We start from the raw sequence: 12632 nt of genomic DNA, 5'->3' as shown, positions 1-12632 counted from the left end.
AATGAGCAAAAAATTAACGATAGGATTGTTTGGTTATGGAGTGGTAGGAACTGGTCTTTATGATGTTTTGCACAAAAGTAAAACGGTAGATGCCACCATCAAAAAAATTGTAGTAAAGCATAAAGATAAGCCTAGAAATATTTCGCCAGAGCATTTTCATTATGATAAAAACGAAATTCTGCAAGATGAAGAAATCAATCTGGTCGTAGAATTAATAGATGATGCAGATGCAGCTTTTGAAATTGTAAAAATTGCGTTAGAAAACGGAAAAGCAGTGGTTTCGGCGAACAAAAAAATGATTGCAGAACATTTCGAAGAATTGCATGAACTGCAAAAAAAGCATCAGGTTCCTTTCTTGTATGAAGCGGCAGTTTGTGGCAGTATCCCGATTATTAGAAATTTAGAAGAGTATTACAATAATGACTTTCTGCAATCTATTCAAGGAATTGTAAATGGTTCTACCAATTATATTTTGACCAAAACTTTCCAAGATAATTTAAGCTACGAAGAGGCACTGAAAGAAGCCCAAGAAAAAGGCTATGCAGAGAGCAATCCTATATTGGATACAGGCGGTTTTGATGCACGCTCTAAACTTCAAATTCTATTGACGCATTCTTTCGGAATTACCACGAAGCCAGAAGAAGTTTTCAATGTGGGAATTCAGAATTTGGGAGATTTAGAACTCAAATATGCCAAAGAAAAAAATCTACAAATTAAATTATTGGCTTACGCTCAAAAAAGAAATGAAGAAGAAGTCATCGCACTTGTGATTCCGAAATTTGTAAAATCTACTGATACTTTTTCTACAGTGAGTGATGTTTTTAACGGAGTAAAAGTACAAACCGCTTTTGCCGATAAGCAATTTTTCTACGGAAGAGGAGCGGGTTCATTGCCTACTGCAAGTGCAGTTTTGTCTGATATTTCAGCCATTGCTTATGATTACAGATATGAATACAAGAAAATAGCCAACTCAGAAAATCTGAAATTGGCTCAAGATTTTCCTTTGAAAGTTTTATTTAGACATAAAGCCAAAGACAGCCAAAATTTTGAAAATTATTTTGAAGAAATTGAAGAGTTTTATGGCAATAGAGAAGATGCTTATTTTGTAGGAAGCATTCGTTTTCAGCAACTAAAAGACGTTTTCACAAAGCATCAAGATGAGGTGTCATTTGTGTTGATTGATATTTTATAATTATTAACTTGTTTTTTCCTTGAGCGTTGTTTTTCTCTGAAAAATGACGCTTTATTTTTTGTATTTTTGGCAGACAAGAAAAATATATGCAAACAACCAACACCGTTTTAATGATAGAGCCCGTTGCATTTGGTTTTAATGCAGAAACGGCACAGAATAATTATTTCCAAGTAAATTCAGAAAATGCTGAAACGCAAGGAAAAGCACTGCAAGAGTTTCAAAATTTTGCAGAAAAATTAAGAAGTCATGGCATCAATGTGATGACGATTAAAGACACGTTAGAACCTCATACTCCAGATTCTATTTTTCCTAATAATTGGATTTCTATGCACCAAGATGGAACAGTTGTTCTCTATCCAATGTGTGCCGTGAACAGAAGATGGGAACGTAGAAATGATATTTTAGAAACGCTTCAAGAGAAATTTGAGGTAAAAGAAATCATTGATTTTTCGGCGCCAGAAAAAGAAGGAAAATTTTTAGAAGGAACAGGAAGCATGATTTTCGATCATGACCACAAATTAGCGTATGGTTCTGTTTCGCTGAGGTTAGACGAAAAATTGTTCAGAGAATTTTGTGAGAAATTTGGTTACACCCCTGTTGTTTTTCATTCTTTTCAAACAGCGAATGGAGAAAGATTACCAATTTATCATACCAATGTGATGATGTGTGTAGCAGACCAATTTGTGGTGATTTGCCTAGATTGTATTGATGATGAAACCGAAAGAGTGAACGTAGTGAATACGATTTTAGAATCAGGAAAGGAAATTATAGAAATTTCTGAAGATCAAATGCAACAATTCGCGGGAAATATGCTTCAAGTACAAAACGAAGATGGCAAAAAGTTTTTGGTAATGAGTGAAACGGCTTACAATTCTTTAACGCCAGAGCAAATTTCAGCTATCAAAAAGTACAATGAAATTATTTATTCTAATCTAGAAACCATAGAAATAAATGGTGGCGGAAGCGCAAGATGCATGCTTGCTGAGGTTTTCTTACCGAAGAAATAAAATATAAACTGAAGCACCGAAGTTTTCGGTGCTTTTATTTTTTCCAATCTTTAAAACTCATTTCAAATTTTATTTCCTCTCCGTGGAATCCTGCGTTTTTCCAGCCCTGTTTTTTGTAAAATAGTTCTGCTCTAGAATTTGTTTCTGTTGAAAGCCAAATGGTTTTTTGGGTTTTGCTAAAATATTCGTCAAGCATTAATTGATGAAGTTTTTTGCCAATACCTTTTCCTTCGTATTCGGGTAGAAGAAATAGCGCCCAAACATTATTTTCTATAAAATCTACAATAGAAAAGCCTACAATATTATCATCAATTTCGCACACGAAACCAGTTCCTCTTTTGGTAATAAACTCTTCTACCAATTCATCAGGAATTAAGTTAGGATTAGAAAGTTGATTTTCTTTTACAGAATTTCTCACTACTTGTATCAGAGGAATATCTTTAATGGTTGCTTTTCTGTATATCATGTTGTAAAAATAAAAAAAACCACGAACAAAATTTTGCTCGTGATTTCTTTAATTAAAATTTAGTTTAATATGATGGGTTTTTGTGAGATTAGTTTCCTGTTCTGTTTTTGATTTCATCTGCTGCTCCATCTATGCTTCTGGCCTTTTTCAGTTTTTTGTTTCCAAAATTATAGGTAATAGAGAGGTTAAATCTTCTGTTGTATTGGTTTTGGTCTATATAGTTGTAATTTCCATCTGTTTGAATGCTGTTTATGGTAACCCAATTGGTATTAAGTACATCTCTGAAGTCTACCGCAAATGTGAAATCATTCCATATTTTTTTCACAGAGAAGTCTAAAGAAGAAATAGGGTCTAGAATGCCTAAATCTATTCTCTGTTTGCCAAGGTAGAAGTAATTTACGCCCAGAAACCAATCTTTTTTAGATGAGAGTCTAATATTGTTTGATAGTTGTAAAAATGGAGTAGTCATGCTTCCATTTGCGTGAAACGGCGCGAATTTTTCTCCAGTAATTGGATCTGTGTCTACAGTTCCTTTAAAAGAATTTACTTGTAAACCTAATACGTAATTTGCAGTCCAGATTTGGTTAAAGAAATTCTTATTCATTCCTAGATTTACAGAGAAATTATTTTCTGAGCCATAATTGGTTCTGATGTATCTTAGTTCTTTTACATTTTCTCCGTCAGAATTTTTGATGGTTCTCTGCAGAGGAACTTGTGTGGTAGCGTCTTTGGTATATGAGTCTGAAATTTGTAAAAAATAAGAATTTTTATACATGTACATTAATTCTTGGTTGTATACAGAAGAAGCTTTTACAAAAGGATTATTCTGTATATAATTAATTTCTGTAAGGTATACTCTTTCAGGATTTATTTCCCAGAAGCTAGGTCTTTTTACTCTGCTGGTAAAAGCATAAGAAAGAGAGTTGTTCTTATTGATGGTGTAATTTAGATTAACAGTAGGGAGCAGATTGGTGTTATTTCTTTTCACATTAATATTGGTGTTTAGAATTTCGCCGTAGCTGTCTGTAAATTCTAATCTAGCTCCTATTTTTGCTGAGAATTTTTCTCCAAAGTTTTTTTCTGCATTGGCATAGATACCTCCTATTTTTTCGTCATATACAAAATGATTACTTTGATTAATGTCTTTAATATAGGTTTGCGAAGGATAGTGAAATCTTTCTAAGTAAGTATCATTATCTGTTTTGGTTTTATTAAAATTACCACCAGTAGAAAGGGTGAAATTTTTAAAAACTTTTGTAAAATCCAGTGTTGTAGAAAGGTTATCGATGTTTTGAGGAATTTCTTGTCTAAATTTTCCTACTTCTGAAATATTATTCCCTAAAACGTCTGTAATAGTGGTTACATTAATGTTTTGTTGAGCTTTAGTAAAGTTAAGATAAGCTGCATTAAGGTTTATTTTGCTTCCTTTGTCATCTAATTTTGCTTCATAATTTAAGTTGATAGAGTTGTTAAAATCACGAGCGTTCATATTATTTACAGCTCTATTATAAGTAGTTTTAGTAACATTGTTATCATCTCGGTAGAGTAGAGTGTTCAGTAAATTACTTTGTGCGTCTTTTGTTTCGCTGTACCAAGAATTATAGCTTAAACCTATGTTTTGTTTTTCGGTAAGGTCATAGTCTACATTTACATAACCGCCTAAATCTAAATCATTATTTCTTACGTATCCTACAGAAGTGTTATTAAAATTAGCATCTCCGTTTTTAAGCGTGTATTGTTGGTCTCTAAAGGTGTTTCTGCTGTTAAAATTAGAACTTATTGCTAACTTATTTTTTCTGAAATTAATAGATGCAGAAGCATTTTGGCTATTTCTTTTGGCTTGAGTATTCCCGAATCGTAAATTTCCGTTTGTACCGTCGGTGAGTTTCTTTTTCAGAATAATGTTGATGATGCCATCACTAGATTCTACATGATATTCACTTCCAGGTACTGTAATGACTTCTATTTTTGCAATATTTTCTGCAGGCATACTTTTCAAAAAAGATTCTAGAGCATCTGCATTCATATTAGATTTTCTACCATTAATGAAAATTACAGCATTGCTTTTTCCAGAAATTTTTATGTTTTTATCATCGGTAGAAGAAACAAGTGGCGTTTCTTTCAATAAATCAAAAGCATTATTTCCTTTAGCAATAGGCGATGCTGCTACATCAAAAACCAATCTGTCAGATTTTTTTTGAAGCACTTTTTTGGTCATTTTTACTTCTTCTATGTCTTTCGTTTTTTCTTCTTGCGAATAAGAAAAAAGAGAAGTAAGAAGTGCGGCGGTAAATAATATTTTTCTCATGGTGTAATTTTTAAGTTTAAATGTTGTGAAAAAAAGAAAAGTCGCAGTAGGTTATTAGTTCAGTGATTTGGTGTGGTGATTAGTTTTTGTGGTTATTAATTTTTTCACTGCGACTTTTTCAAGTTTGGTTATTAGTTTTAGTTATTAGTTTTTAAATGGTTAAAAGTTTTTCTAAAAAATTTTCTTCTATTTAGCTGAAGTATGTTTTGTTAAATAATTTACATTGCAAAGATATATAATTAATTTAGTATTATGCAATACAAAGTAGTAAATAAAATTTATTACTTGATTTAACTTATTGATTTTCAGTGATAAAAATTTAGTTAATGAATTGCTTTCAGAAATAAGACAATCTAAATGGAATAAGTATTACATCAAAAAAACAAAAAAAAGTGAAAATTTCTTTCCACTTTTTATAATATTTTGAAGGTCAAATCTTTATTCTCTCTCAAATTTTGCCAGTTTTTTGTCAATCCAAATCGTTGCCAACGGAAAAAACGCAGCCAGAAGTGCGAATACAGAATCTTCGTCATCCCACTGATAAATTTTTCTACAAGGAAAGGCTAAAATCAGGTATAGTGTGAAAAATAAACCATGAATACTTCCCATCACACTGATGTAAATAATGGGTAAAATTCCCTCCTTGTCCTCACGAATCCAAATCATAGCAGAGAAAAGCAAAAGCCAAGAAATAGCTTCGGCGATACAAATTTGTCTAAACCATTTGATGAGTTTTTCTTGAGAATATTTGGATAAAAAGAAATTTTCGATGAATTCCATTGTGTAGTGAGTTACTTTATTTGAAGTACAAAAATAAAGATTTAATAATGAATTTTACTTATAAAAACTACTTCCGTCTAAATATTCAAAAACTTCTGGTGGAAGCATAGGTCTTACATTTTTGCCTTCTTTAATCATATTTCTAATTTCTGTGGCAGAAAGTTCTATTATCGGTGCATTTACCATGCTGATGTTCTCGCTCTGTAAATATTCGCTGTCTTTTTTCTCACCTTCAAAAGTTCTGGGATAGACTATGATTTGATAATCAGACATCAGTTTTTCTGCGTTTTTCCATTTAGGAAGCGAGTCTAGATTGTCTTCGCCCATAATCAGCGCAAAAGAATAATTGGGATATTTTTCTTTGAGATAAGTAAGCGTATCAATCGTGTAACTTGGCTTTGGTAAAGAAAACTCTACATTAGAAGCTCGCATTTTAGGATAGTTTTTCACTGCAAGTTGCACCATATCAAGACGATTATGGTCTGTAAGCAATGATTTTTTATCTTTAAATGGATTTTGCGGAGAAACTACAAACCAAAGTTCATCCATATCCGAATTTTCTAAAATATAGTTCGCCAAAATCAAATGCCCAATATGAATGGGATTGAATGAGCCGAAAAATAGTCCGATTTTTTTCATTAAAGGGTTTAGGAGTTAGGGATTAGATTTTTGGATTGATGTGATAAGAGAGTTTAGCATTTTAGCAATTTCTATAAATTTTGTATCAAAATCTTGATATTGTTCTTCGGAAATAAAATTTAAGTTTTTAGAAATTAGAAATTGTGTTTCTAATTCTGCTAAACTTCCTCTTGCAATTTTTAAAAATTGAATATAATCATTAGAACTTCTTCTAGAATGGCCTTCTGAAATGTTAGATGGGATAGAAACGGATGCTCTTCTGATTTGGGAAGTTAAGCCGAAGATTTCATGTTTAGGATATTTTTCTGTTAAATGATAAATTTCTGTAACCAAAGAAACAGACTTTTGCCAAACAATCAAACTTTTGAAATCTCCCATAACTAATCCCTAAATCTTAATTCCTAATCCCTAAATTTCACATCACGAATGTTCAAATAATAGGTCACGTTTCCTTTCCAATGATTTTCTTCTACGGTAAAAGCAATGTCAAAATTTTTAGTTTTGAAATCATCCATATATTGACCTAATTTAAAGCCAATACATTCTATATTTCTACCAGAAACCGGTTGATGAATATAGAATTTTAGGTGATTTCCGTCTTTACCCATTTGTTTTACATAACCAGAAACTTTTTGGTTTCTCAGTTCTAAAACAGGCTTCATATTGTGTGGACCAAAAGGTGATAATTTTCTATGAAAATTAAAGAAATCGCGGTTTAAATCTTCTATTTCAATGACAGAATCTATCGTAATGGAAGGGAATTTTTGGTGTTCTTGAATTTTTTCGGCCACTACTTTTTCAAATTTTTCTTTGAAAGCTTCAAATTTATCTTTTTCCATCGAAAGTCCAGCCGCAGCTTGATGTCCTCCGAATTTTAAGAAATATTCACTACACGCTTCTAAGGCTTCGTGCACATCAAAATCTGAAACGCTTCTCGCAGAAGCTACCATTTCGCCATTGTTTCCATCGGTGAAAACCAAAGTCGGTTTGTAGTACACTTCCGTCAGTCTAGAAGCTACAATCCCTATTACGCCTTTGTTCCACTCATTGTGATAAACTACAGTGGTGAAATTATTTTCTTGTTGGGTTTCGATGACTTGGTTAAAGGCAGATTGAGTAGTATTGGCATCTAATTCTCGTCTGGAATCGTTGAGGTTTAAGATGTCGTCTACAATTTGATGAGCGTGTTTCAAGTTGTCTGAAATCATCAATTCTACCGCGGCTTTTCCATGAGAAATTCTTCCTGCAGCATTGATTTTCGGAGCAATTTCGAAAACGATGTTAGAAATATCAAACGTAGAAATTTTTTCTTCAGGAATCAGGAGTCTTATTCCTAATTTTCTGGTTTTTCTTAATGTTTTTAATCCCAGTTTTGCTAGAACTCTATTTTCGCCAGTCATTGCTACAATATCTGCGGCAATAGAAATAGCGAGTAAATCAGTAAGTTCATAGAGCTCGTTTTCTGGAATTTTATAAATAGTATTAAGACCTTGACATAATTTAAAGCCTACTCCACAACCAGAAAGTTCTTTGTAAGGATATCTACAATCGGTTCTTTTTGGGTCTAAAACGGCAAAAGCTTTTGGTAATTCTTCGCCTGGTAAATGGTGGTCGCAAATAATAAAATCAATACCTAGAGAACTGGCATATTCTATTTTATCTAAGGCCTTAATTCCACAATCTAATGCGATGATAAGTGAGAATCCGTTTTCTTTAGCAAAATTAATTCCCTCATCAGAAATTCCATAACCTTCAGAATAACGATCTGGAATATAGAAATCTAAATATTTTTTTTCTACAATTTTAGAAAGATAAAGATACATGAGCGAAACTGCAGTAGTTCCGTCTACATCATAATCGCCGTAAACCAGAATTTTTTCGCCATTTTCTATTGCAGAGGCAATTCTGTCTACTGCCAATTGCATATCTTTCATCAAAAACGGACTGTGAATGTCTTCTAATTTTGGTTTGAAGAATTCTCTGGCTTTTTGGTAATCATCAATGCCTCTTAGAACCAAAATTTTTGATTCTAAAGTCCCGAAACCAATTGAAGAACTGATGCTGTCTACAATTTCTTCATCAGGTACTGGTTTATATATCCATTTTTGGCTCATAAATGCAAAGTTAGGGAAAAAATAATTGCTAATTTAATAGACATTTGTTATTAGTTCTATTTTAAAAACAAAAAAAACCGCCCAAAATTTTGAGCGGTATATTTTTTAACTTTTTTCTTTCGCCTTTCAGCTTAAGAATACATTTGTTGTTGTAATTCTTTAATTTTTTTGTCTTCTAGATATTCATCGTAAGTCATATCTCTATCGATAACACCTTTTGGAGTAAGTTCTATGATTCTGTTACAAACCGTTTGAAGCATTTCGTGGTCATGAGAAGCCAATAAAATGTTTCCCTTGAAATTAGAAAGTGAGTTGTTCAGCGTAGTGATACTTTCTAGGTCTAAGTGGTTGGTTGGTTCGTCTAAAAGTAAAACGTTTGCTTTTTGGAGCATCATTCTAGAGAACATACATCTCATTTTTTCACCTCCAGAAAGTACAGTACAAGATTTCAATGCTTCGTCTCCCGAGAATAACATTCTGCCAAGGAAACCACGCATAAATTCTTCGTGTCTTTCTTCGTCATTTTTAGTGAATTGTCTTAACCAGTCTACTAAATTTAAGCTCTTATCTTGGAAGAAATCAGTATTGTCTAGAGGCATGTAAGATTGGTTCGTAGTAACTCCCCAATTGTACTCTCCTTTATCTGCAGTTGCGTTTCCTGAAATAATTTCGAAAAATTCTGAAATTGCCAAAGAGTTTTTAGAGATAATAGCTACTTTATCACCTTTCTTTAACTTAATATCTACGTTAGAGAAAAGCAATTCGCCGTCTTTGGTTTTTTCTAAATCTTTTACTTCAAGAATTTGGTCGCCTGCTTCCCTTTCCATTTCGAAAATAATTGCAGGATAACGTCTAGAAGTAGGTTTTATATCGTCAATATTCAGTTTCTCAATCATTTTCTTTCTAGCAGTTGCTTGTTTTGCTTTAGCAACGTTAGAACTAAATCGAGCAATGAAATCTTGTAATTCTTTTTTCTTTTCCTCAGCTTTTTTATTTGCTTGTTGACGTTGTCTTGTAGCTAACTGAGAAGCCTGATACCAGAAAGAGTAGTTACCTGTATAAAGATTTAATTTAGAATAATCTAAGTCACCAATGTGCGTACAAACGGTGTCTAAGAAGTGACGGTCGTGAGAAACTACAATTACCGTATTTTCATAATCAGCTAAGAAATCTTCTAACCAAGCGATGGTGTCAATATCTAAGTCATTGGTAGGTTCGTCTAGAATCAAAACATCTGGATTTCCGAAAAGTGCTTGAGCCAAAAGAACTTTTACCTTGTCTTTGTTTTCTAGCTCTCCCATCATTTGCCAGTGCATTTCGTCTTTGATTCCCACGTTAGAAAGCATGGTTTGCGCATCCGATTCTGCGTTCCAGCCTCCCATTTCGTCATAGATTACACCGAGTTCTCCAGCTTTTATTCCGTCTGCATCAGAGAAATCCTCTTTAGCATAAAGCGCATCCATTTCTTCTTTGATTTCGAAGAGTTTTTTATTTCCTCTTAAAACAGTTTCTAAAACGGTAAAATTATCGTAAGCAAAGTGATCTTGTTCTAGAACAGACATTCTTTTGCCAGGTTCTAGTGATACATTTCCTGTAGTTGGTTCTTGTTTTCCTGTTAAAATTTTCAGAAAAGTAGATTTTCCTGCGCCATTTGCTCCGATGATTCCGTAGCAATTTCCTTTGGTAAACATGATGTTTACCTCGTCAAATAAAACTCTCTTCCCGAATTGTAGTGATAAATTAGATACTGTTAACATATTGTTTCGTAAATTTGGCGCAAAAGTAAGAAAAGAATTTGGTATTTCGAGGCTAAGTTTCGGATAAAGAATGAATTATTATAAAGGAAAATAGATTTCTAGGGTAGGTTAATTGACCTTTAAAATTATTTGATTCATAAAAAATTAATAAATTTTAATAAATGATTATCAGTAAGTTGGTTTTTTTATTCAATTAAAATGAGCGGAAAAACTGAATTTGGCACGTGCTTTGGTGCTTGTTTCAAGGTTTTTCAAGTCATTTGTCATTTTAATGAAGATTTCAGAATTCAATAAAAATGGTAAAATTTTATAAACTTTAATATAAATTATGTAAATTTATATTTTAGCAATAATTAGACATTTGCAGTATACAATGAAGATAGAAAAAACCATAAATATTTTAAATAAACGAGCAAAATTCGAATATGAAATTTTAGAGCAGATAGAAGCAGGAATTGTTCTTACGGGAACCGAAATTAAAGCGCTTCGTTCGTCTAAAGCTTCTATTACAGAGAGTTTTTGTCAGTTTATAGAAAATGAGCTATTCGTTGTGAATATGAGTATTGATGAGTATAAATTGGGAACTTTTTATAATCATAAAATCAAAAGAGAGCGTAAACTCTTATTACACAAAAAAGAATTGCAAAAGTTTCAAAGAAAGTTGAAAGATGTAGGGATGACTATAGTGCCCCTAAAACTCTACATAAATGACCGAGGAAAAGCAAAAATGTTGATTGCTTTAGGTAGAGGAAAAAAACTTTTTGATAAAAGAGAAACAATAAAAAACAGAGAAAATAAAAGAAATTTAGACAGAATATTAAAGAAAACCTAAAAAAACTTTGTTTTTAACGATATTTTGTGTTTATTTTGCATTATCAATTATTTAATCATTTAATTCTATGAAAAATCTAAAATTAGGAATTTCAGCATTGGCACTTACACTTGCCTCTACTGCTTTCGCTCAAACTACTTCTAACCCTTGGGTTATCGGAGTTGGTGCACATGGAGTGAATCACATGGGTGTTGCTAACGGTGGTGTTGACAAAGTATTTGACAACTTCGATCAAGTTTTCACGCTTAACAACTATACTATTACACCTCCATTATCAAAATTAACTATTGCAAGAAACCTTAACAAGTATTTTGTTCTTGATTGGCAAACTTCAGTAGGAAATATTGATAACAAGAGATTTGATATGGGGAAAGAATTTTTCCTACAAACAGGTCTTGGTTTACAATTTAAATTTGCAGGTCTTTGGAATGAAGAATCTTGGTTTGATCCATATGCAAGAGTTGGGGCTAACTACTTAAGACATGATTACTCAGGTCTTACCTTTCCAAGATATGACAATGCAAATGATGTATTAAGAGGGACTTATAATAGTGATGATGTAACTGGAAAAGCGAACCATTTCTCAGCTGCAGCGGGGTTAGGTGCAAACTTATGGTTAACTAAAAACTTTGGATTTAATTTACAAGGAGATTATGTAGCTACACCTGGAGATAATACAAATGTACCTGATTTCTGGCAAGCTTCTGCTTCTCTCATGTTCAGATTCGGTAATACAGATAGAGATAAAGATGGTATCAAAGATAGCGAAGATGCTTGTCCAGATGAACCAGGTCTTGCTCAATTCCAAGGTTGTCCAGATACAGACGGTGACGGTGTTGCTGATAAAGATGATAACTGTCCAGAAGTTGCTGGTCCAGTAGAAAATAACGGTTGTCCTTGGCCAGATACAGATGGTGACGGTGTTCTTGATAAAGACGACGCTTGTCCGTCAGTAGCAGGTCCTGCTGCAAACAATGGTTGCCCTTGGCCAGATACAGATGGTGACGGTGTTCTTGATAAAGATGATGCTTGTCCTACAGTTCCTGGATTAAAAGAACTTAACGGATGCCCTAGAAAAGTAGCTGAAGATGTAACAGGTCAACTTAAAGATATCTTATTCAACTTTAACAAAGCTACTTTAAGACCAGAATCTGAACCTAAATTAGATGCTGCTGCTGCATATCTTAAACAATATGGTAACGGTAAATATTTAGTAATCGGTCATACTGATAAAAAAGGTACTGATGCTTACAACTTAAAACTTTCAAGAGAAAGAGCTGCTGCTGTAGTAAAAGCTCTAGAAGCTAGAGGTGTATCTGCTGATCAATTAAAATCTAGAGGAGTTGGATCTGCTCAAGCTACAGAGCCTGCAACTGCATCTGATGAAGCTAGATTGAAAGACAGAAAAGTAGTAGTAGAAGAAATTACTACACTTTGGGAATCATTACCTAAACATGATATTCCTGCTCCAGCTAAAAAAGCTCCAGCTAAAAAGAAAAAATAATTAATTATTTTTCAAAATAATAAGCACCCTCAA

At 33.0% G+C, this 12632-nt stretch carries 11 protein-coding genes; 4 read left to right on the top strand and 7 right to left on the bottom strand.

What is annotated here, in order from left to right:
* Position 1: 1 nt before the first annotated feature.
* Positions 2-1192, top strand: coding sequence for a homoserine dehydrogenase (locus tag KKQ79_RS09815; protein ID WP_213189975.1), 1191 nt, complete (start codon positions 2-4; stop codon positions 1190-1192).
* 86 nt (positions 1193-1278) lie between these two features.
* A complete protein-coding gene (gene ctlX / locus KKQ79_RS09810) occupies positions 1279-2199 on the top strand; it encodes a citrulline utilization hydrolase CtlX (protein ID WP_213189973.1) in 921 nt (306 codons plus the stop codon).
* A 34-nt stretch (positions 2200-2233) separates the two neighbouring features.
* Here the strand turns inward: ctlX and KKQ79_RS09805 are convergent, their stop codons facing one another.
* From KKQ79_RS09805 to KKQ79_RS09775, 7 genes are all read right to left on the bottom strand, one after another.
* Positions 2234-2665 carry a GNAT family N-acetyltransferase gene (locus KKQ79_RS09805; RefSeq protein WP_213189972.1) on the bottom strand — a complete coding sequence of 144 codons (432 nt, stop codon included), beginning with the start codon at positions 2663-2665 and terminating at the stop codon, positions 2234-2236.
* Positions 2666-2753: 88 nt separating this feature from the next.
* A complete protein-coding gene (locus tag KKQ79_RS09800) occupies positions 2754-4973 on the bottom strand; it encodes an outer membrane beta-barrel protein (protein WP_213189971.1) in 2220 nt (739 codons plus the stop codon).
* 438 nt (positions 4974-5411) lie between these two features.
* Positions 5412-5753, bottom strand: coding sequence for a DUF3817 domain-containing protein (locus KKQ79_RS09795; RefSeq protein WP_213189969.1), 342 nt, complete (start codon positions 5751-5753; stop codon positions 5412-5414).
* 54 nt (positions 5754-5807) lie between these two features.
* Positions 5808-6392 carry a nicotinate (nicotinamide) nucleotide adenylyltransferase gene (gene nadD / locus KKQ79_RS09790; RefSeq protein ID WP_213189968.1) on the bottom strand — a complete coding sequence of 195 codons (585 nt, stop codon included), beginning with the start codon at positions 6390-6392 and terminating at the stop codon, positions 5808-5810.
* Between the two features lie 15 nt (positions 6393-6407).
* Positions 6408-6770, bottom strand: coding sequence for a four helix bundle protein (locus KKQ79_RS09785; protein ID WP_213189966.1), 363 nt, complete (start codon positions 6768-6770; stop codon positions 6408-6410).
* A gap of 23 nt (positions 6771-6793) precedes the next feature.
* Entirely contained in the window at positions 6794-8506 is a 1713-nt protein-coding gene (gene recJ, locus KKQ79_RS09780) for a single-stranded-DNA-specific exonuclease RecJ (protein WP_213189964.1), read from the bottom strand.
* A gap of 131 nt (positions 8507-8637) precedes the next feature.
* A complete protein-coding gene (locus KKQ79_RS09775) occupies positions 8638-10263 on the bottom strand; it encodes an ABC-F family ATP-binding cassette domain-containing protein (RefSeq protein ID WP_069800965.1) in 1626 nt (541 codons plus the stop codon).
* Positions 10264-10636: 373 nt separating this feature from the next.
* Here KKQ79_RS09775 and smpB point away from each other — a divergent pair, with 373 nt between their 5' ends.
* The gene (gene smpB, locus KKQ79_RS09770; RefSeq protein WP_213189963.1) at positions 10637-11095 is read left to right on the top strand and encodes an SsrA-binding protein SmpB; all 459 of its coding nucleotides are present in this window, start codon (positions 10637-10639) and stop codon (positions 11093-11095) included.
* A 67-nt stretch (positions 11096-11162) separates the two neighbouring features.
* Positions 11163-12599, top strand: a complete 1437-nt coding sequence (locus KKQ79_RS09765) for an OmpA family protein (RefSeq protein WP_213189961.1) — start codon at positions 11163-11165, stop codon at positions 12597-12599.
* The last annotated feature ends 33 nt before the right edge of the window (positions 12600-12632 follow it).

It is taken from the genome of Cloacibacterium caeni, from assembly GCF_907163125.1.
GTDB classification, from domain to species: domain Bacteria; phylum Bacteroidota; class Bacteroidia; order Flavobacteriales; family Weeksellaceae; genus Cloacibacterium; species Cloacibacterium caeni_B.
This window is presented reverse-complemented; position numbering and strand designations above follow the sequence as displayed.